The organism is Streptomyces sp. NPDC001194 (assembly GCF_042896985.1).
Taxonomy (GTDB): Bacteria; Actinomycetota; Actinomycetes; order Streptomycetales; family Streptomycetaceae; genus Streptomyces.
Window position 1 is genome coordinate 78,685 of sequence record NZ_JBIAXU010000013.1, and the last position, 19,748, is coordinate 98,432.

Below are 19,748 nucleotides of genomic sequence, written 5' to 3' on the forward strand. Positions count from 1 at the left end.
CCGCCGAAGGCCCCGGCCACTCGGCCGGGGCCTTCGGCGGGTTCGGGTCAGTGGCGGCCCGAGATGCGGTCGGCCAGGCGGGCCAGGGGGGTCGTGGTGGGGGCGTGGGTGGCCGACTCGCGGCGGTCCGCTTCGCGGTAGGCCGCGTAGAGGGCCTGGACGCCGAGCCAGCGGAAGGGTTCCGGCTCCCAGCGGCGGACGCGGTGGTTGACCCAGGGGAGGGCGGTGAGGTCCGTGGAGTCGCCCAGGACCAGGTCGCGCAGCGTGCGGGCCGCGAGGTTCGAAGTGGCCACGCCCGAGCCGACGTAGCCGCCGGCCCAGCCGAGGCCCGTCGTGCGGTCCAGGGTGACCGTGGCGCACCAGTCGCGGGGGACGCCCAGGACGCCCGACCAGGCGTGGGTGATCTCCACTCCGGTGAGCACCGGGAAGAAGGAGGTGAGGAGGTTCGTGAGGGACGTGATCGTCGATCGCTGCGTGGTGCCGTCGGTGTCCGTCCGGGAGCCGAAGCGGTACGGGACGCCCCGGCCGCCGATCGCGATGCGGTCGTCCGCGGTGCGCTGGGCGTACATGTAGGCGTGGGCCATGTCGCCGAGGGTGCAGGCGTCCGACCAGCCGATGCGCGCCCACGTCCCGGGCGGCAGCGGGGCCGTGGCGATCATCGAGGAGTTCATCGGGAGCCACGAGCGCTTCTGGCCCTTGAGCGCGGCGGTGAAGCCCTCGGTGCAGCGCAGGACGTACGGGGCGCGGACCGTGCCGTAGGGGGTGACGGCCCGGCGGGGGGCGATCTCCGTGACGGGCGTGGACTCGTGGATGACCACGCCGAGCCGTTCGCAGGCGGCGGCCAGGCCCTTGACCAGCTTCAGCGGGTGGATGCGGGCGCCGTGCGGGGTCCAGGAGGCGCCGACCGCGTCGGCGACGTCGATGCGGGCGCGGGTGTCGGTGGCGTCGTAGAGCTCGCGGTCGGTCTCGCCGAAGGCGAGTTCGGCGGTGTGGAAGGCCTTCAGGCGGCTGAGCTGGGCGGGGGTGCGGGCGACTTCGAGGACGCCGCCGCGGTGGATGTCGGCTTCGATGGATTCCTTGGCGGCCACGTCGACGACCTCGGTGACGGTCTCGTTCATGGCCTGCTGGAGGCGGAGCGCGGCCTGGTGGCCGTGGAGTCCGGCGTAGCGGTCGCGGCCGGCGATCCCGTTGTAGAGCCAGCCGCCGTTGCGGCCGGAGGCCCCGTAGCCGCAGAACTTCTGCTCCAGGACGGTGACGCGGAGGTCGGGGGCGGCGGTCTTGAGGTAGTACGCGGTCCACAGGCCGGTGTAGCCGCCGCCGACGATGACGACGTCGGCCGTGGCGTGGCCGGTGAGGGGGGCGCGGGGTGGCTGCTGGGCGCTCTGATCCGTCGCGTACCAGAAGGAGATGCCGCCGTTGATCGTCATGGGGAGTTGGTACAGGGCGTTCCGGACGGGTGTCCAGGTACCGGATGCCGGGTTTTGGGGTGGGAGGGGTGGCCTTTTGGCCGATGTGGCGGGGGTGGCGGGGTCCATAAGATGCCGGTGGGGTGTTTTGTGCCGGTTGCGAGAGGTTTGGTTCGTGGTGGACGTACGGAGGACAGGGCGCGCGGGGCGTGTCGTCGGGGCGGTCGTGGCGGCGGCCCTGCTCGCCGGGGCGGCGGCCGGCTGCGGCGCGGGGTCGGGCACGGGGGCCGGTGCCGGAGCGGGCGCCGGGGAGGTGCTGACGGGCCCGGTCACCGGTCGGCCGGCGAATCTGCCCGCCCGCGTCGACGGGGCGAAGATCGTGGTGGGGGACCCGGCGGCTCCGCGCACGGCGCAGGTGCTGGTGGATCCGCAGTGCGGGTACTGCGCGAAGTTCGAGGGGACGGGCGGTGAGGCGCTGCTGAAGCTGGCCGCCGGGGGAAAGGTGAAGGTCGAGTACCTGCTGGCGTCGTTCCTGGACCGGGGCGGGGCCGGCGGTTCGGTGCGGGCGGTGAACGCGCTGCGGGCCTCGGTGGATGCGGGGAAGTTCACCGAGTACCGGGCGATGGTGTTCGCGAGCCGGCCGAAGGCGAGGCTCACGGACGGGCATCTGCTGGCGATCGCGGCGGAGGTGCCGGGGCTGCGCGGGGAGGCCTTCGACCGGGCGGTCGCCGAGCAGACGTACAAGGGGTGGGCCGGCGACGCGGAGAGGGCGTTCGAGGCGACGGGGGCGCGGGGCACGCCGATGGTGCTGGTGGACGGCCGGCCCGTGGGGTCCGGGGACGGGGCGATGTTCGACGCGGAGGCGTTCACGGAGGCGCTGAGGGCCGTCGGTATCGGCGGTGCGGCAGCCTAGCTCCCATGGTGGAGATTCCGGACGGGCTGGTGCGGGCGCAGATCGGGTACGAGGGCGACGCGGGGCGGGAGTTCATCGCCGCGCTGCCCGCGCGGGCGGCGGAGTTCCTGGAGCGGTGGGACCTGCGGCGCACCGGGCCCGGGATGCACGGGGTGACGGCCCTGGTGCTGCCGGTGGAGCGGTCGGACGGGTCGGCGGCCGTGCTGAAACTGGGGCGGGTGGACGAGGAGAGCGCCGGGGAGCCGCTCGCGCTCCGCGCGTGGGACGGGCGGGGCAGCGTAAGGCTGTTGGCGCACGACGCGGCGACCGGCGCGCTGCTGCTGGAGCGGCTCGACGAGCGGCGGCCGCTGTCGGAGCTGGCGGAGCGGGACGCGCGCCGGGCGGTACGGGTGGTGGGGGAGTTGCTGGCGCGGCTCACGCAGGTGCGGGCTCCGGCCGGGGTGCGGGGGCTCGGGGGTGTGGCCGCGGACATGCTGGATTGCGTACCGGCTGCGCTGGAGCGGCTGGCGCCGGGGCGGGCGCGTGGGCTGGTGGCGGACTGTGCGGCGGCGCTGGCGGAGGTGGCGGGCGAGCCGGGGGACCGCTTGCTGCACTGGGATCTGCACTACGGCAACGTCCTGGCGGGCGGGCGGGAGCCGTGGCTGGTGATCGACCCGAAGCCGCTGGCGGGCGATCCGGGTTTCGAACTGCTGCCGGCGATCCGGAACGAGTTCGCGGTGGACGAGGTGCGGTGGCGTTTCGACGCCCTGACGGCAGCGCTCGCCCTGGACCGGGACCGGGCCCGCGCGTGGACGCTCGGCCGGGTGCTGCAGAACTGCCTGTGGGACCTGGAGGAGGGGGAGGAGGGGCTCGACGAGGAGCAACTGCTGCTGGCGGAGGTCCTGCTGGGCCGCCGGTGACGGTGCGGAAGCCGTCGCCCGGAGGGCGGGGCAGGCGGGACTTCGCGGACACGGCCCCCCTAGGCTGCCGGGATGATCCGTAGCGCTGTCGTCGAAGACGTCCCCGTCATCCACGCCATGATCCGCGAGCTCGCGGAGTACGAGAAGGTGCCGCACGAGGCGCGGGCCACGCAGGAGCAGTTGCGGGAGGCGCTGTTCGGGGAGCGGCCGGCGGCGTTCGCGCACATCGCGCAGACGCGGGACGGGGAGGCCGTCGGGTTCGCGGTCTGGTTCCTGAACTTCTCGACGTGGCGCGGGGTGCACGGGATCTACCTGGAGGACCTGTACGTACGGCCCGGCGCGCGCGGCGGCGGGTACGGGAAGGCACTGCTGACGGAGCTCGCGCGGATCTGTGTGGAGCGCGGGTACGAGCGCCTGGAGTGGGCGGTGTTGAAGTGGAACGCGCCGACGATCGCGTTCTACGAGGCGCTGGGGGCGCGGCCGCAGGACGAGTGGTCCGTGTACCGGCTGACGGACGACGCGCTGAGGCGGCTCGGCTCGGGGCCGGACGCGGCACCCGGCCCGGCGCGGGGCTGAGGGCGCTGCGCCGGGCCGGGATGCGTGGTCAGGCGGTGATCTTCGCGGTGAAGGAGTCGAGGTTGGCGCGGGTGCGCTCGATCTTCTCGGCGAGCGTGAGCGTCTCCTCGTACCGGCCCGCCCGCAGCTTCGGCTGCCGCTTGCCCCGGACGTAGAGGGAGCAGGCGAGGTCGGAGCAGACGTAGACGCCGACGGTGTTGCCCTCGCGGCCGCGGGCCCCGGCGAGGGGGGCGACCAGGAGGGAGACGCCGGAGGCGGCGTGCCCGGTGAGGCAGATCTGGCAGACGCTGGACTTGAGGGCGCTGGTGCGGCTCGTGCCCGGGACGCGCAGGGTGATGCCGACGGGGGTGCCGTCGCCGTCCTGGCGCACGAGGTGGGCGCGCAGGGGTGCACCGGGGTCGACCCAGCCGAGGAAGTCGAGGTCTTCCCAGGGGAGTTCGCTGAAGTCCAGCGGGAGCTTGAGGCGTGCCGCCTCGCCCTTCGTGCAGTTCACGAAGGAGGAACGGATCTGTTTTTCGGTGAGCGGGTCCACGTCGGTGGACGGTACGTGGCGGTACGGGCCGCTGTCATCCGGTATTCCCGGCGGGGGCCGGCGCGGTCGGCGGCGCCCGTCAGGGTTCGAGGACGACCTTGCCGGTGGTGGCGCGGGTCTCCAGGGCGTGGTGGGCGGCGGCCGCCTCGGCGAGCGGATAGCGCTGGAGGGCGGGCCGGAGCCGGCTGGCGGCGGCCTCGGCGAGGGCGCGGGTTTCGAGCAGGCGCAGGGGGTTCTCGCCGCCGGCCCGCCGGAGCATGGCGGGGCCGAGGACGTTCTCGGTGGTGACGCCGCGGGCGGCGAGGCGGGCGCGGTCGGCGTCGGTGAGCGCAATGGGGCCGCCGGACCAGCCGAAGACGAGGTGGAGGCCGCCGGGGGCGAGGAGGTCGAGGGCGGCGCGGGCGATGGGGCCGCCGACGGAGTCGAAGAGGACGGTGGCGCCGGCCGGGTGGCGTTCGCGTACGGCCTCCGGCCAGTCGGGGGCGGTGTAGTCGAGGGCGAGGTGGGCGCCGTTCGCGGCGGCCAGGGCGGTTTTGGCGGGGCCGCCGGCGAGGGCGACGACGGTGGCGCCTGCGTTCAGGGCGTACTGGACGAGCAGGGTGCCGATGCCGCCGGCGGCGGCGGGAACGAGGACGGTGGAGTCCGGACCGAGGTCGGCGAACTGGAGGATCCCCAGGGTGGTGCGGCCGGTGCCGATCATGGCGACGGCCTGGGCGGGGTCGAGGCCGGCCGGTACGGGGTGCAGCCGGTCGGCGTCGGCGACGGCGTACTCGGCGTAGCCTCCGGGGGCGAAACCGAGGTGGACGACGACCTGGCGGCCGAGCCAGGCGGGGTCGGTGCCGGGGCCGAGGGCGTCGACGGTGCCGGCGACCTCGCGGCCGGGGATCGTCGGGAGCTCGGGGAGGGCGTGGACGGGGCTCGGCACGCCCTGGCGCAGGGCGGTGTCGAGGAGGTGGACCCCGGCGGCGGCCACGGCGATGCGGACCTGGCCGGCGGCGGGGACGGGGGTTTCGGCGCGCTCGGGGGTGAGGTTCCCGGCGGGGCCGAAGGCGTGGAGACGGATGGCGCGCATCGTCTGCGGGCTCTGCGGGCTCTGCGCGGTCTGCAAGGTCTGCGTGGTGTCCATGGCCACAGGCTCCGACCTCAAGTGCGGTTGAGGTCAAGGCTCCGGCGGGCGTTGTCGGTGGGGCGGGGGACGATGGGGGGATGGCAGCCAAGGGACAGCGGCGGGAGACGGTGAAGGCGGCACGGCGGCCGGAGGTGCGGCTGCCGGAGCTGGGCGCGTGGGAGGGCGGTGAGCTGGAGCCCGACGGGGACTACGACGGGCTGGAGTTCGCGGACCTGGATCTGACGGGGCAGGAGGGGATCGGGGCCCGGTTCATGGACTGCGCGCTGCGGCGGTGCGCGCTGGACGGGACGGGGCTGGCCAAGGCCCGGATCCTGGACTCGGTACTGGAGGGGGTCCGGGGGGTGGGGACGGACCTGTCCGGGGCTTCGCTGCGGGACGTGGAGCTGGTGGAGGCGCGGCTCGGCGGCGTGCAGCTGCACGGGGCCGTGCTGGAGCGGGTGGTGTTCCGCGGCGGCAAGATCGACTATCTGAACCTGCGGAAGGCGCGGCTCAAGGACGTGGTCTTCGACGGGTGCGTGCTGGTGGAGGCGGACTTCGCGGGCGCGGTGCTGGAGCGCGTGGAGTTCCGCGGATGCGCGCTGCGGGGGGCCGATTTCACGGGGGCGCGGATGGCCGACGTGGACCTGCGGGGGGCCGCGGAGCTGGACATCGCGCGCGGGGTGGAAGCGCTGTCCGGCGCGGTGATCAGCCCGCCCCAGCTCTTCGACCTGGCCCCGGCCCTCGCGGCCCAGCTGGGCATCCGCGTGCTCTCGTAGCCTCACGGCGGGCGCGCGTCCGGCCGCCTCCCGGCGGGCCCGCTCCTGTCCGGCCCGCTCCTGTCCGGTCCGGTCTACGCCGGGACGCGGGGGAAGCGGGACTGGAGGGTCCAGATGGTCGGGTTGTCGGCGAGGGCGTCGTGCATGTCGGTCAGGTCCGCGATCACGTCGTGAAGGAAGTCGCGGGCCTCGCGGCGCAGCAGGCGGTGGCTGAAGGTCAGCGGTTCCTCCTCCGCCGGCATCCAGTCGGCCTCGATGTCCACCCAGCCGAAGCGCCGCTCGAAGAGCATGCGGTCGGTGGACTCGGTGAAGTCGAGTTCGGCGTACTGCCGGTTGGCCGAGCGGCTGCCGCGCGGGTCCTGGTCGAGCTGCTCGACGATGTCGCAGAGCGCCCAGGCGAAGTCCAGTACGGGAACCCATCCCCAGGCTGTGGACACTTCCCGGTCCTTGACGGTGTCGGCGAGGTAGACGTCCCCGCAGAACAGGTCGTGGCGCAGGGAGTGGACGTCCGCCGAGCGGTAGTCGGTCTGCGGGGGGTCCGGGAAGCGCCGGGAGAGGGAGTAGCCGATGTCGAGCACGTACCCGATGGTGTCACGGTGCGGCCCGATGGTGTTACCGGTGCGCGGCGGTCCCCCTCCCGGCGGTGGCCGTCCCGCCGCGTCAGCGGACGTTGACGGCGGTCCAGGCGGCGGCGACGCGCCCGTACTCCACACTGGCCGGCCCGTAGAGGTCGGCGGCGGCCATGAGGGTGGCGGTGCGGGCGCGGGCGTAGTTGGTGGTGGAGGTCATGTAGGTGCTCAGGGCCCGGTACCAGATGCGGACGGCCTTGTCCCGGCCGATGCCGAGCAGCTTCGAGCCGTCGTACGTGGGCGAGTCGTACGCGATCTTGTTGATCTCCTTGGGGCCGCTGCCCTCTGCGAGGAGGTAGAAGAAGTGCCGGGCGGGCCCGGAGGCGGCGTACGCGTCCAGCGTGCCGATGTCGCGTGACCAGTAGTCGCGGGAGTGGCCGTCGAGGCTGGGGTGGTCCATGCGGCGCAGGGGGCCGTCGGCGAAGACGCGCTCGCCGATGAAGTAGTCCCCGACGTCGGTGGCGTTGTCGGCGAAGAACTCGATCGCGGTGCCGAGGATGTCGGCGGAGCCTTCACCCAGGCCGCCCGGCTCGCCGGCGGAGCCGAGGCCGGCGGTGGAGGCGATGACGCCGTGGGTGAGCTCGTGGCCGACGATGTCGAGGGTGGCGAGGGTCTTGCCGGTGACGGGGTCGTCGCCGTAGTTGGCGCAGAAGCAGCTCGGGTCGAAGAAGGCGTTGGGGTTGTTGCTGCCGTAGTGCACGCGCGAGGTGATGCCGGTGCCGTCGCCGCGGATGCCGTTGCGGCCGAGGACGCCCTTGTAGAAGTCCCAGGTGACGGCGGTGGCGTAGTGGGCGTCCACGCCCGCGGACTGCCGGTTGGCGGGGGTGCCGGTGCCGCCCCAGTCGTTGTCGGGGTCGGTGAAGAGGGTGCCGCCGCCGGTCTGGTTCATGGCGTCGAGGGTGCGCTGGTTGCCGCGGCCGGGGTCGCGGAGCTGGTAGGCGCTGCCGGTGAAGTAGGTGCCGAGGGGGACGGTGCCGGCGTGCTGGCCGTGGCCCGTGCCGGCGGCGGCGCCGGGGCCGGGTCCGATTCCCGTCCCGACGCCGGTCACGGCGGTTCCGGCGGTTCCGGCGGTTCCGGCGGTTCCGTACGGGGTCTCGGCCGCGGCCGTCGCCGGGGCCGTCACCGCCGTCGCCGTCAGGACGGCGGCCGTCCCGAGGAGGACGGCGAGGCGGGTGCGGCGAGAGGACGTGGGGTGGGTCACTCGGGCTCCTTCGCGGTGGCCGGGGTGGCGGCGCGAGAGAGCGTGGCAGGGCGGGGGGCGCCTTTGGCAGGTCTACGACAAGGATTCCCGGGGATCCCGGCACGGTTGTCCGAACACGCCCCGCCCGGTGTCCGGATCCCGCCCCGCCGGCGCGGCGGCGGCCCGCCCCGGCCGGGTCGTGCGGAGCACGGCGCGCCCTCCGGACGGACGGCGCCGCTTCGCGGACACCCCCTACGGCAGGAGGCGCTGTTCCTTGGCCACCGAGACCGCGCCCGCCCGGGTGTCCACGCCGAGCTTGTCGTAGATGCGGCCCAGGTGGGTCTTGACCGTGGCCTCGCTGATGAACAGGGCCCTGGCGATGTCCCGGTTGCCCAGGCCCCGCGCCAGCTGGCCCAGGATGTCCAGCTCGCGGTCGGTCAGCGTCGGGCGCGAACCCCGCATGTGGGCCATGACGCGGCTCGCCACCGGCGGGGACAGCGTGGTGCGGCCCGCCGCCGCCGAGTGGATCGCGGCGAACAGCTCCTCCGGGCGCTCGGCCTTCAGCAGGTACCCCGTGGCGCCCGCCGCGATGGCCCGGGTGACGTCCGCGTCCGTGTCGTACGTCGTCAGCACCAGTACGTGCGGAGGCCCGGGCACCGCCGTGATGCGGCGGGTGGCCTCCACCCCGTCGATGCCCTCGCCCAGCTGGAGGTCCATGAGCACCACGTCCGGGCGCAGCTTCGCCGCCAGGGCCACGGCCTCCTCGCCGCTGCCCGCCTCGCCCAGGACCTCGATGTCGGGCGCGCTGCCGAGCAGCGCCAGCAGGCCGGCCCGGACCACCGCGTGGTCGTCGCAGAGCAGGATCGTCGTCATCGGGGCGGGTCCGGTCGTCATGCGGGGGGCTCCAGGGGGATGGCCGCGGAGAGGACCGTGCCCTCGCCGGGGGCGGATTCGAGGGTCAGGGTGCCGCCGAGCTGGCGGACGCGGGCGCGCATCGCCGGGAGCCCGTGGCCTCGGTCGCCGGCCGCCTCCCGCGGCTCGGTGAAGCCCGCGCCGTCGTCCGCGACGTCCAGGACCACCTGATCGCCCAGGAAGCTCAGGGTCAGGGCCGCGGTCCGGGCGTGCGCGTGTTCCCGTACGTTGGCCAGCGCGCCCTGCGCGATCCGCAGCAGCGCCGACTGGACCCGGTCCGGGAGCGGGGCCGGCGCGCCCTCCAGGTGGAAGCGGACGTCGATGTCCGGGCCCGCGTCGAGCGCGCGCAGCGCGTCCGCGAGGCCGCCGCCCCCTTCGAGCTCCGGCGGTGCCAGATCGTGGACCAGCCGCCGCGCCTCCGCCAGCCCGCGGGCCGCGATGCCGGTGGCGGTCCGCACGTGCGCGCGGGCGGTGGCCGGGTCGGTGTCCCAGGTGCGGTCCGCGGCCTGGAGCAGCATCTGCTGGCTGGACAGGTGCTGGGCGAGCGTGTCGTGGATCTCCATCGACAGCCGCTGCCGCTCGGCGAGGGTGCCCTCGCGGCGCTCGGTGGCGGCCAGCTCGCGGCGGGTGCGGATCAGGTCGTCGATCAGCGCGCGCTGGGACCCGGCCTGGCGCTCCATGTGGACGAAGACGGCCGTGGCCAGGGCCGCGATCGCGGGCGGGGCCAGCAGCAGGTTCGGGTCGAACTCGCGCGACAGCTTCAGTTGGGCCGCCACCACGAACACGGTCAGCAGGGCCACCAGGACGATCGCGGCGCGGGGCGGCAGGGTGCGCAGGGCGGTGAAGAAGAGCGGGACGGCGCACCAGGCGAAGCTGGGCGCCAGGACGACGAGGACCACCCAGACCGCCACCACCAGCCCGAGCCACAGCAGCCGCCGCACGGTGGGCGCGGCCCCGAGCGCGGGGCCGAGCACGTACAGCAGGGCCAGCGCGATGCTGAGGGCGATGATCCACGGGGTGCCGGGCGAGCCGGGGTGGCGCAGCAGGAAGCGGGCCACCGAGGCGCCGAGCAGCAGGAAGAAGGCCGTGTGCATGACGGCCGCCAGGGTCCGCGTGTCCGCCTTCCCCGGCGTACCCGCGGCGCCCGCGGTCCCCGGCGCCGGCGGACGTACGCGGCTGACGTGGCTCACGGCGGGCTCCCGGGTCGGTGTCTGGCTCCTCCATCGTGCCTGGTCGTACGCGATGGCGCCGACCATCCCAGCCGCAGCCGCACCCCGCCCGCATCCACCGATCGGTTGACCCCGGCGTCAACCGGTGCGGCAGCCGTCGCGAGCCGGTACGCGGACGGGCCGGCGCCCGGTGCGGCCCCAGGCTTGGAGCAGCAGGACGAGCCGGCGTACCCGACGGCCGCGACGTACTCAGCCGATGCACCCAGGAGCAGCAGACATGAACACCCGCACCCGCGTTCTCACCGGTACCGCCCTCGCCGTCGCGCTCGGCGCCGGGACCTTCGGCGCGGTCAGCGCCAGCGCCGCGCAGGCCGAGACGGCCCCGGCCGCCGCTGCCGCCGCCTCCGCGAAGAAGGACGGCGGGGCGAACGAGAAGAACTTCACCACCACGACGCACCTCACCGTCGACGCCGCCACCCGCGCCGCCCAGGCCGCGCTGGACGCCGCGCAGAAGGAGAACCAGAAGGTGACGGTCGCGGTCGTGGACCGCAACGGCAACACCATCGTCACCCTGCGCGGCGACGGCGCGGGCCCGCAGTCCTACGAGTCGGCGCAGCGCAAGGCCTACACCGCCGTGTCCTGGAACGCCCCGACCTCCGTGCTCGCGGGCCGCCTCGCCCAGACCCCGAACCTGAAGGACATCCCCGGCACCCTCTTCCTCGGCGGCGGCACCCCGGTGCAGGCCAAGGGCGCCCCGGTCGCCGGCATCGGCGTGGCCGGCGCCCCGTCCGGCGACCTGGACGAGAAGTACGCCAAGGCCGGCGCCGACTCCCTCGAGAAGTAATCAGCCCGAAGTACGACATCGGGCCCGCATAGGATCGGGCGCGTGCATCACCGCCGCGCTCTCTCCCGCCTCACCTCCGCCGCCCCCGCAGCCGCCGCTGCCGCCCTGCTCGCCCTCACCACGGCGTGTACGGCCGGCACGGTGCAGGGGCGGCCCGGTGCGTCCGGGCTGCGCGATCCGTACTTCCCCAAGGCCGGCAACGGCGGCTACCAGGTCGAGCACTACGACCTGGACCTCGACTACGACCCCGCCGGCGGGGAGTTGAACGCCACCGCCGTCATCACCGCCCGTGCGCAGCAGGGGCTCAGCTCCTTCAACCTCGACCTCGCCGGCCTGGAGGTCGAGGGCGTCACCGTGCAGGGCGAGGGCGCCCGGTACAACCGGACCGGCCGGGAGCTGACGGTGCGCCCCGCCAAGGACCTCAAGAAGGGCGAGGTCTTCCGTACGGAGATCGACTACCGCGGGAAGCCGAAGCCCATCGAGGACGCGGACGGCTCCGAGGAGGGCTGGATCGCCACGGCCGACGGGGCCGTCGGGGTCGGCGAGCCGATCGGCTCGATGGCCTGGTTCCCCGGGAACCACCACCCCAGCGACAAGGCCACGTACGACATCACCCTGACCGTGCCCAAGGGCTACGAGGCGGTCTCGAACGGCGAGTTGACCTCCCGGACCGACACCGCCGACGGGCAGACCGCGTTCATCTGGCACAGCCCGGAGCCGATGGCGAGCTACCTGGCCACCGCCGCGATCGGGAAGTTCAAGGTGACCACGGGCCGGACCCCCTCCGGGGTCGCCCTGTACGAGGCCGTCGCGCCCGCCGAGGCGGCCGCCAGTGCCCCGGCGCTGGCGAAGCTGCCGGAGATCGTGGAGTGGGGCAGCCGCCGGTTCGGCCCCTATCCCTTCGGCACCGCCGGGGCCATCGTGCTGCCGGCCGAGTCCCTCACGTACGCGCTGGAGACGCAGACCAAACCCGTCTTCTCCGGCGCGCCCGACGAGAACCTCGTCCTGCACGAGACGGCCCACCAGTGGTTCGGCGACTCGGTGTCGCCGAAGTCCTGGAAGGACATGTGGCTCAACGAGGGCTTCGCGACCTACGCCGAATGGCTGTGGTCCGAGGACCACGGCGGGACCACGGCCCAGCAGCACTTCGACGCCTTCCTCACGGGTGACACCGCGGTGGACAAGGCAGCCGGCTCCGACTGGGCCGCCTTCCCGCCCGCCGCCCCGCCCAGTGCCAAGGACATCTCCGAGACCCCGGTGTACGTGCGGGGCGCGATGGTGCTCCAGCGGATCCGGCAGGAGGTCGGCGACGAGAAGTTCTTCGCCCTGCTGCGCGGCTGGGCCACGGACCACAAGTACGGGAACGCGAGCACGGCCGACTTCACGGCGTACGCGGAGCGGTCGACGGGGCACGACCTGAAGAAGGTCTGGGACGTCTGGCTGTACGGGGAGGGCCGGCCGAAGTAGTCCGCACGGGCGCCGTCCGCAGCCCCGTCCGTACGGGCCTCATCCGTACGGGCCGCGTCCGTACGGGCCTCATCCGTACGGCCCGCGTCCGTACGGGCCCGCCCGCCGCGTCGCCCGCGCCCCCTACAGGGCCTTGCGCATCACGGTGCAGTCGCGGCCGTGCTCGCGGTCCCGGGCGTGGCGCAGCGCGGTGTAGCCCCGGGAGCGCCAGAACGCCAGGCCGGCCGCGTTGCCGTCGAGTACGGCGATCCGTACGCCGCTGCGCCCCGCGGCGCGGAAGCGGTCCTCGACGAGGCCCGCGACGGCCCGCCCGTACCCCGCGCGGTGCGCGGTGGCGTCGATGAGCAGCAGGCCGATCCACGGGTCGGGGTCGCCGGCGGCCGGATCGGGGTGGTGCGCGAGGGTGACGGCCACGCCGACCAGCCGGCCGGCTGAGCGGGCCAGGAGCACCTCGGCGCCTTCGTGGGCGAGTTCGTCGGCGAGGGCCGCGGCGACCTGTTCGACCGTGATGCGGCGTGGGTCGGGGAAGTCCCCGCTGAGCTCGAAGAAGGCGTGGTTGGTCGCGTAGAGCGCGGCGATCTCGGTGAGGACGGGGCCCGGCAGGGCGCCGTCCACGGGCACGAGCGGTTGCAGGATCACCTGCCGAACCGTAGCGAAGCCCCCTCCCCGGACGGCCGGGAGGGGGCTTCGGCCACTGCTGCCGTCAGCCGCTCAGGCTCCGGCTCAGGCTCTGCCTCGGACTCAGACGTTGACGCCGAAGTCCTGGGCGATGCCGGTCAGGCCGGAGGCGTATCCCTGGCCGACCGCGCGGAACTTCCACTCGGCGCCGTTGCGGTAGAGCTCTCCGAAGACCATGGCGGTCTCGGTGGCCGCGTCCTCGGAGAGGTCGTAGCGGGCGATCTCGGCGCCGCCGGCCTGGTTCACGACGCGGATGTACGCGTTGCGGACCTGGCCGAAGTTCTGGCTGCGGGCCTCGGCGTCGTAGATCGAGACCGGGAAGACGATCTTGTCGACATCGGCCGCGAGGGCGGCGAGGTTGACGTTGATGGACTCGTCGTCGCCGGAGCCCTCGCCGGTGCGGTTGTCACCGGTGTGGACGATGCTCTGGTCCGGGGTGGACTTGTTGTTGAAGAAGACGAAGTGACCGTCGGAGACGACCTTGCCCATCGTGTTGACCGCGATGGCGGAGGCGTCCAGGTCGAAGTCGACACCGGTCGTCGTACGGACGTCCCAGCCGAGGCCGACCGTGACGGCGCTGAGGCCGGGGGCCTCCTTCGTGAGCGAGACGTTGCCGCCCTTGGACAGGCTTACTGCCATTTTGACTGGTGTCCCTTCGTCTTCAGATGGCCGCGAGATCGTGGCCAAGGTACCGCTGACCTTCATAACGCGGCGAGGGGGCCGGTAGGTTCCGCGCGTCTGAACACCGTGACGAACACGATGACGGAATCCGGCGGTGAAATACGGGTGACGGGCATCGCGCGGGGCTGGATCATAGAGGGCATGCCTGGTCCCCATGTCATCCGCGGTTCGGTCGTGCTCCCCGAGGCGGAGCTCGCCTGGCGCTTCTCGCGATCCTCCGGGCCGGGCGGCCAGCACGTGAACACGTCGGACTCGCGGGTGGAGCTGCTGTTCGACGTGGCGGCGACCAAGGCCCTGCCGGACGTGTGGAAGGAGCGGGCGCTGGAGCGGCTCGCGGCGCGGCTGGTGGACGGGGTGCTGACCGTACGGGCCTCGGAGCACCGGTCGCAGTTCCGCAACCGGGAGATGGCGCTGGTCCGGATGGCGTCCGTGCTCGCGGAGGCCACCGCCCCGCCGCCGAAGGCCCGCCGCGCCACGAAGATCCCGCGGGGGATCAACGAGCGGCGCCTGCGCGAGAAGAAGGCCCGGGCGGAGACGAAGCGCGGCCGGACCGGCCGCGACTGGTAGCCACCGGCGTCGCCGCCGGGGCCTCAGCCCGCCAGATGGCGGTAGCGGCCCCGGAAGTACGCCAGCGGCGGGGAGTCCGGGGAGGGGAGGGCCGCGGTCAGGACGCGGCCGATGACCAGGGTGTGGTCGCCCGCCTCGACGCGGTTCTCCGTACGGCATTCGAGGGTGGCCAGCGCGCCCGTCAGCAGCGGGGCCCCCGAGACCTCGCCGCGCCCGTAGGGCAGGTCCGCGAAGAGCAGCCGGTCGCTGATGCGGTTCTTCATCGAGAAGCGGCTCGCCACCTGCACCTGGTGGTCGGCGAGCACCGAGACCGCCCACAGCGGCTGCTCCGCGAGCAGGTCGTCCATCCGGGAGCCCTCGCGCAGGCTCACCAGCACCAGCGGCGGGTCCAGGGACACGGACATGAAGGCGGTCGCCGTCATGCCGACGTCCTCGCCGTCCGGGCCGGTCGGCGTCAGCGGCGGCTCGTGCGCGGTGATGAGGCACACGCCCGCCGCCAGTCGGGACATCGCGGCACGGAACTCGTCGTTGCTCACGCCCTCAGGATGAAGGGTGGCGGGGATCGGCACGGGTACAGGGGTCGTCTTCGGCACGTTGGAACGCTAGTCTCGCCCTCCCGCGTCACGCATCGGGCCCGAGTCCGAGCCGCGTCCCCGCCCCTTGGCCTAGGCCCGGGCGTATCGTTTGCTCGCGGGAAGGCGGGGGAGCGCTCCCAGGCGACACGACCCCCATCGCCCACCTTTATTCATCTCATGTGACTTGAGTCACAGAGGGCAAGATTTGTTGACCCTGTGTACCGGCGGCACAGCTCACTGTGATTCAGTGGACGGGACACCGCAACGAAACGCCGATGACAAACCTGGAGTTGCTGTCGAGGTCTCGGGGAGAGCGAGCAATGGAGACCGAGTCGGAGCCGTACGTCCGTCTTGCGACCCTGCGGCAGCTTCATCAGGTGGTGGCCGAACTCAACACGGCCAGGAGCCTGGCGGACACCCTGCAGACCGTCGTGGACGGCATCGTCGTGGGCCTCGGCTACGAACTCGCCTGTGTCAACCTCGTACGCCCTGACGGGGATCTCGTCGTCGCCGCCTTCGCCGGCGACCCCGCCGCGGAGGCGCTGATCACCGGCCGCGTCGGCTCCCGCGCCTCCTGGGAGCGCCGTCTGACGATGGGTGAGAGCTGGGACGGGCTCCGCTTCATCCCGCACACCGAGGGCTGGATCCTCCTCGAGGACGACGTGCCCCAGTGGCACACGGACGGCCCCGATCCGCGCTTCGCGGACGAGTGGCACCCCGAGGACCGGCTCTATGCCCCCATGTACGCGTCCGGCGGGGAACTTCTGGGTGTCATTTCGGTGGACAGACCGCGCAACGGACGCCGCCCCGGCGCGTGGGGGCGCGAAGCGCTCCAGATGTACGCCTTCCAAGCGGCGATTGCGATCAGCAACGCACGCCTGCGCGCGAACATGCAGCGGGCCCTGGTCCGGCTGGAGCGCGAACAGCAGGCGCTGCGCGCGAGCGAGGAGTCCTTCCGGCAGGCCTTCGAGTACGCGCCCAGCGGCATGGCGATCGCCGAGATGGGCGGGGACCAGCACGGGCGGCTGCTGCGGACCAACGACGCGCTGTGCCGGCTGCTGGGCCGGCCCGCCTCCGTGCTGCGCCGGTACTCCTTCTCCGACCTGGTCCACCCGGAGGACATCGGGACCCTGCTGCGGACCTCCGCCGAGGGCGGCCGGGCCGAGCTGCGGCTCGGGCGGCGCGACGGCACCTATGTATGGGTCTCGCTGCGCAACTCCGTCGTCGCGGACGCCGCCGACGGGCCGCGCTTCCTGCTCACGCACGTCGAGGACATCGAGGAGCGCAAGCGCCACGAGCTCCAGCTCGCCCACCGGGCCAGCCACGACTCGCTGACCGGCCTCCCCAACAGCGCCGAGCTCCGCTCCCGCCTCGGGGCGCGGCTGTGCCGCAGGCCCCAGTCGGTCCGGGCCACCGCCGTGGAGGCGCTCGACGCCGCGTACGAGGGGCACGGGGCCCACGGCGGCCACGGGGCCCACAACGGGCACGCGGCGCACGCCGGCGGCGGGATCGAGGCGGGTGGTGCCGTCGGGGAGCACGGCTTTCGGCCCGACGCGTACCCCGAGCCCTTCGAGTACCCGGGCGCCCCGGCCGTGCCCGGTGCCGGCACCCCGGGGGTGCCCGGGCCGGGCGGACCCGGCGCGGGCCCGGGCCCGTACGACCACCACGTGCACACGGTGGCGCCCGCGAGCGACGTCGACGACGGGACGAAGGGGCTCGCGGTCCTCTTCTGCGACCTCGACGGGTTCAAGTCGATCAACGACCGGTTCGGCCACCACACGGGTGACGCGGTCCTCATCGAGGTGGCCCGGCGGCTGACGACGGGCGTCAGGGACGGTGACACCGTCGCTCGGCTGGGTGGTGACGAATTCGTCGTCCTCGCGGACGGACTGGGCGCGGCCGACGCCGCCGACCTGGCCGTCCGGCTGCGCAACGCGATCATCCCGCCGATCCGGGTGGACGGCCGCGCGGTCCGTGTGGGCGCGAGTTTCGGCATCGGATGGGCCAGCTGCGGGATGTCGGCGGACGAGGTGCTGCGCTCCGCCGACCAGCGGATGTACATCGAGAAAAGGTCCCGTTCCAAGGCCCACCGCCGGGCCGGCTGAGGCGATCGGCCGCCCGTGGGTGCACGTGTTCGGGGTAGGCTCCCGTGGGTCGAAAGGAGTGACCTGCGATGACGACGCCCGCGAACCACGGCCCGAACAGTGGGGCGAACAAGCCCGAGGACGACGATCCGTTCGGCTATCTCTACGCGGACGGCCAGGCCGCCGGAGCCACCCCGCCCCCGCCGGGCGGTGGATACGGCTACCCCGGCCCGACGGTCGGTGGGCAGCCCGGCGTGCAGCCCGGTGTCCCCCGTACCTCGTACAACCAGGTGCGCACGGTCGGTGAGCGGACGTACGGCGGCCAGCGCGGCGCCCAGGTTCCGCAACAGCAGCAGCCGCCGGGCTACCAGGCCCAGTACCAGGCCCCGGAAGCCCTCCAGGCGGGCGGCTACGGCGTTCCGCCGCAGCAGGGGCAGACCACGGCGGCGATCCCCGCGCCGAGCGGCCACGGCGGCAGCGGCGGAAGCAGCGGTTCCAGCCGCAAGGGCATGCTCATCGCGGCGGTCGCGGTGGTCGCCGCGGTCGCGATCGGCATCGGCGCGGCCGTGGCCTTCGGCGACAAGGACAAGGACAAGAACGACAAGGGCAACACGGCGGGCGGGCAGCAGTCCGCGCAGCCGCAGAACTCCACGTCGTCCCAGCCGAGCCCCTCGCAGTCGGCGGAGGCCCCGCTGCCCAAGGCGGACGCCTCGGGCGCGGGCATGTCCCTCACGGGCGGCGCGCACCTGGAGGGCACGGTCCCGGGCGCGAAGAGCGCGGGCGGCCAGTACGTGGCGGGCTTCAACGCGCCCGGTGCGGCGCTGACCTGGACCGTGGACGTTCCGGCGGCCGGGGACTACACGGTCTTCGTGAACTACGGCGTGCCCGGCAAGGACGCGAAGGCGACCCTCACGGTCAACGGGCAGAGCCCGACGCAGTCGCTGAACCTGTCGAACTTCGCCAAGGCCGGGGCCGGAGCCTGGGACAAGGGCTGGACCCGCACGTTCGCGTGGATCAGCCTGAAGAAGGGCACCAACACGATGAAGATCTCGTGCGAGGCCGGTGACCAGTGCGATGCGGTCTTCGACCAGCTCGACCTGGGCCGCGGTCACGTCAAGCGCTGACCTCCCGCCAGGAACCGGAACGGGTCCGGCCCCACCGCACGCGCGGTGGGGCCGGACCCGTCTCGTGCCGGGCCGTCAGCCGCAGTGGACCCAGCCGGTGTTCTCCGAGTGCGTCGAGGCGAGGTACGCGGAGTCCCTCCAGACGCCCCTGGTGCTGGCGCTGATCTGGACGCACGCGCCGCGGGCGGACACGTACACCGGGCCGGCGTACGTGGTGTAGGCCCGCTGGCCGTCGACGTCGCTGCCACCGCTGCTGGACTTCAGGCTGATGGACATGCCGTCGGTGACGAGGAAGTTGGCGTCACGGCGCAGGATCGCGCAGTTCTTGCCGGTGGAGCTGTTGTAGTACAGGAAGATGACGGCGGCGCCGGTGGCGCCCTGGCTGTCTCCGAGCGGGTAGGCGTCCTGCTGGTGGTAGCCGGCGCCGCAGGAGCCGCCCGAGACCGTCTGTGCCTCGGCGGGAACCGCGGCCAGTGCGGAGACGGCAGCCACGCCGGTGCCGACGGCGAGCGCCCTGCGGAGGATTCGGTTCATGTGGTTCAACCTTGCATCTTCGAAGATCAACTAGTCCGGTGATCCTAATGGCTGGATTCCGCTTCTTTTACCTTCGGACCGTCAAATGCAGGCACAAGGGTGTGTGTTGGGGGCGCTTCGGCGTTCCGGTACGGCATGTCCCCTGGCAGGAAAGTCAGTTGCCGCCGGTGACGGAGATGGTGTGCCGCAGCTCCTCGTAGGTGCCCGGGTCGAAGTCTCCCGCCGTCGGGGCGTGGACCGTGGCCGCCGAGAGGGCCACCGCGCGGGTCAGGCGGGCCGGCCAGTCCAGGCCCTCCGTCAGGGCCGACAGCAGGCCCGCCACCGCGGAGTCGCCGGCTCCGGTCGGGTTGCCCGTCAGGGCGCGCGGCGGGGCCGCCTGCCAGGTGCCCTGGGCGGTGGCCGCCAGCAGCCCGTCCGGGCCGAGCGAGGTCACCACGGCGTGCGCGCCGCGGCGGCGGGCGTCGCGGGTGGCCTGGAGCGGTTCGCGGGAGCCGGTCAGCTCGGCGAGCTCGGCGGCGTTCGGTTTGATCATCTCGGGCCGGGCGGCGACCCCGCGGCGCAGGGCCTCCCCGCTGGTGTCCAGGAGGGCCGGGACCCCGGCCGCGCGGGCGGCCCGTACGAGCACCGCGTACGCGCCCACCGGCACGCCCGGCGGGAGGCTGCCGCACAGGGCCACCGCGGTGGCCCCGGCCAGCAGCTCCTCGTAGCGGCCGAGGAAGGCGGCCCATTCCGCGGAACCGATCTGCGGGCCCGGCTCGTTGAACTGCGTGGTGTCTCCAGAGGCCCCGTCGACCACGGCCAGGGTGCGCCGGGTGGTGCCCGCGCAGGGGACCAGGGCGTCCGTCACCCGTGGGGTGTCGGCGAGCAGTTCGCGTACGACGGCGCCGGTGCGGCCGCCCGCGAAGCCGGTCGCGGTGACCTCGTGGCCGAGTGCGGCCAGCACCCGGGCGACGTTGAGTCCCTTGCCGCCGGGCCGTTCGGTCACGGCGCCGACCCGGTGCGAGGCGTGCGGAATCAGCTTCGGTACGTGGTGGGTGACGTCGAGTGCGGTGTTGAGCGTCACGGTGAGGATCATGGCAGGCCCCGGTCTCGGT

The 19,748-nt window shown here is 73.6% G+C and carries 21 protein-coding genes; 9 read left to right on the forward strand and 12 right to left on the reverse strand.

Annotated elements, in window-relative coordinates:
- Nucleotides 1-47: 47 nt before the first annotated feature.
- A complete protein-coding gene (locus ACFY1T_RS24100; RefSeq protein ID WP_390789993.1) occupies nt 48-1,427 on the reverse strand; it encodes an NAD(P)/FAD-dependent oxidoreductase in 1,380 nt (459 codons plus the stop codon).
- 154 nt (nt 1,428-1,581) lie between these two features.
- Here ACFY1T_RS24100 and ACFY1T_RS24105 point away from each other — a divergent pair, with 154 nt between their 5' ends.
- From ACFY1T_RS24105 to ACFY1T_RS24115, 3 genes are all read left to right on the forward strand, one after another.
- Nucleotides 1,582-2,319: a DsbA family protein gene (locus ACFY1T_RS24105; RefSeq protein WP_390789994.1), complete on the forward strand. Its 738-nt coding sequence runs from the start codon at nt 1,582-1,584 to the stop codon at nt 2,317-2,319.
- A gap of 5 nt (nt 2,320-2,324) precedes the next feature.
- Nucleotides 2,325-3,218: an aminoglycoside phosphotransferase family protein gene (locus ACFY1T_RS24110; protein ID WP_390789995.1), complete on the forward strand. Its 894-nt coding sequence runs from the start codon at nt 2,325-2,327 to the stop codon at nt 3,216-3,218.
- A 72-nt stretch (nt 3,219-3,290) separates the two neighbouring features.
- Nucleotides 3,291-3,794, forward strand: a complete 504-nt coding sequence (locus ACFY1T_RS24115; protein ID WP_390789996.1) for a GNAT family N-acetyltransferase — start codon at nt 3,291-3,293, stop codon at nt 3,792-3,794.
- A gap of 28 nt (nt 3,795-3,822) precedes the next feature.
- Here the strand turns inward: ACFY1T_RS24115 and ACFY1T_RS24120 are convergent, their stop codons facing one another.
- On the reverse strand, nt 3,823-4,326 hold the full coding sequence (locus ACFY1T_RS24120) for an FBP domain-containing protein (protein WP_390789997.1): 504 nt from the start codon (nt 4,324-4,326) through the stop codon (nt 3,823-3,825).
- Nucleotides 4,327-4,405: 79 nt separating this feature from the next.
- The gene (locus ACFY1T_RS24125; RefSeq protein WP_390790094.1) at nt 4,406-5,398 is read right to left on the reverse strand and encodes a zinc-binding dehydrogenase; all 993 of its coding nucleotides are present in this window, start codon (nt 5,396-5,398) and stop codon (nt 4,406-4,408) included.
- Between the two features lie 134 nt (nt 5,399-5,532).
- Here ACFY1T_RS24125 and ACFY1T_RS24130 point away from each other — a divergent pair, with 134 nt between their 5' ends.
- A complete protein-coding gene (locus tag ACFY1T_RS24130) occupies nt 5,533-6,210 on the forward strand; it encodes a pentapeptide repeat-containing protein (RefSeq protein ID WP_390789998.1) in 678 nt (225 codons plus the stop codon).
- Nucleotides 6,211-6,284: 74 nt separating this feature from the next.
- Here ACFY1T_RS24130 and ACFY1T_RS24135 read toward each other — a convergent pair whose 3' ends face one another.
- The 4 genes from ACFY1T_RS24135 to ACFY1T_RS24150 form a co-directional block, all read right to left on the reverse strand.
- Entirely contained in the window at nt 6,285-6,788 is a 504-nt protein-coding gene (locus ACFY1T_RS24135) for a hypothetical protein (protein ID WP_390789999.1), read from the reverse strand.
- A gap of 82 nt (nt 6,789-6,870) precedes the next feature.
- Nucleotides 6,871-8,040, reverse strand: a complete 1,170-nt coding sequence (locus tag ACFY1T_RS24140) for a M4 family metallopeptidase (protein ID WP_390790000.1) — start codon at nt 8,038-8,040, stop codon at nt 6,871-6,873.
- 231 nt (nt 8,041-8,271) lie between these two features.
- The gene (locus ACFY1T_RS24145) at nt 8,272-8,913 is read right to left on the reverse strand and encodes a response regulator (protein WP_030858579.1); all 642 of its coding nucleotides are present in this window, start codon (nt 8,911-8,913) and stop codon (nt 8,272-8,274) included.
- Nucleotides 8,910-10,121, reverse strand: coding sequence for a sensor histidine kinase (locus ACFY1T_RS24150; protein WP_390790001.1), 1,212 nt, complete (start codon nt 10,119-10,121; stop codon nt 8,910-8,912). Before ACFY1T_RS24150 ends, ACFY1T_RS24145 begins: the two co-directional genes overlap by 4 nt.
- Before the next feature lie 256 nt (nt 10,122-10,377).
- On the opposite strand from ACFY1T_RS24150, the gene ACFY1T_RS24155 reads away from it, so the two are divergent.
- Together ACFY1T_RS24155 and ACFY1T_RS24160 are read left to right on the forward strand one after the other, a co-directional pair.
- Nucleotides 10,378-10,944: a heme-binding protein gene (locus ACFY1T_RS24155; RefSeq protein WP_363125725.1), complete on the forward strand. Its 567-nt coding sequence runs from the start codon at nt 10,378-10,380 to the stop codon at nt 10,942-10,944.
- A 42-nt stretch (nt 10,945-10,986) separates the two neighbouring features.
- Nucleotides 10,987-12,411: a M1 family metallopeptidase gene (locus ACFY1T_RS24160; RefSeq protein ID WP_390790002.1), complete on the forward strand. Its 1,425-nt coding sequence runs from the start codon at nt 10,987-10,989 to the stop codon at nt 12,409-12,411.
- A gap of 123 nt (nt 12,412-12,534) precedes the next feature.
- Here the strand turns inward: ACFY1T_RS24160 and ACFY1T_RS24165 are convergent, their stop codons facing one another.
- Entirely contained in the window at nt 12,535-13,050 is a 516-nt protein-coding gene (locus tag ACFY1T_RS24165) for a GNAT family N-acetyltransferase (protein ID WP_390790003.1), read from the reverse strand.
- A gap of 102 nt (nt 13,051-13,152) precedes the next feature.
- A complete protein-coding gene (locus ACFY1T_RS24170) occupies nt 13,153-13,728 on the reverse strand; it encodes a TerD family protein (protein WP_030858569.1) in 576 nt (191 codons plus the stop codon).
- Nucleotides 13,729-13,911: 183 nt separating this feature from the next.
- On the opposite strand from ACFY1T_RS24170, the gene arfB reads away from it, so the two are divergent.
- Nucleotides 13,912-14,337 carry an alternative ribosome rescue aminoacyl-tRNA hydrolase ArfB gene (gene arfB, locus ACFY1T_RS24175; protein ID WP_030156996.1) on the forward strand — a complete coding sequence of 142 codons (426 nt, stop codon included), beginning with the start codon at nt 13,912-13,914 and terminating at the stop codon, nt 14,335-14,337.
- 23 nt (nt 14,338-14,360) lie between these two features.
- Here the strand turns inward: arfB and ACFY1T_RS24180 are convergent, their stop codons facing one another.
- Nucleotides 14,361-14,930, reverse strand: coding sequence for a flavin reductase family protein (locus ACFY1T_RS24180; RefSeq protein ID WP_390790004.1), 570 nt, complete (start codon nt 14,928-14,930; stop codon nt 14,361-14,363).
- Between the two features lie 302 nt (nt 14,931-15,232).
- Between ACFY1T_RS24180 and cdgB the strand changes: the two genes are divergently transcribed.
- Nucleotides 15,233-17,017: a diguanylate cyclase CdgB gene (gene cdgB / locus ACFY1T_RS24185; RefSeq protein ID WP_390790005.1), complete on the forward strand. Its 1,785-nt coding sequence runs from the start codon at nt 15,233-15,235 to the stop codon at nt 17,015-17,017.
- A gap of 68 nt (nt 17,018-17,085) precedes the next feature.
- Nucleotides 17,086-18,120 carry a CBM35 domain-containing protein gene (locus tag ACFY1T_RS24190; protein ID WP_390790006.1) on the forward strand — a complete coding sequence of 345 codons (1,035 nt, stop codon included), beginning with the start codon at nt 17,086-17,088 and terminating at the stop codon, nt 18,118-18,120.
- 75 nt (nt 18,121-18,195) lie between these two features.
- Here the strand turns inward: ACFY1T_RS24190 and ACFY1T_RS24195 are convergent, their stop codons facing one another.
- Both ACFY1T_RS24195 and ACFY1T_RS24200 read right to left on the reverse strand, forming a co-directional pair.
- A complete protein-coding gene (locus ACFY1T_RS24195; protein WP_390790007.1) occupies nt 18,196-18,654 on the reverse strand; it encodes a hypothetical protein in 459 nt (152 codons plus the stop codon).
- A 154-nt stretch (nt 18,655-18,808) separates the two neighbouring features.
- Nucleotides 18,809-19,729, reverse strand: a complete 921-nt coding sequence (locus ACFY1T_RS24200) for a 1-phosphofructokinase family hexose kinase (protein ID WP_390790008.1) — start codon at nt 19,727-19,729, stop codon at nt 18,809-18,811.
- Between the last annotated feature and the right edge of the window lie 19 nt (nt 19,730-19,748).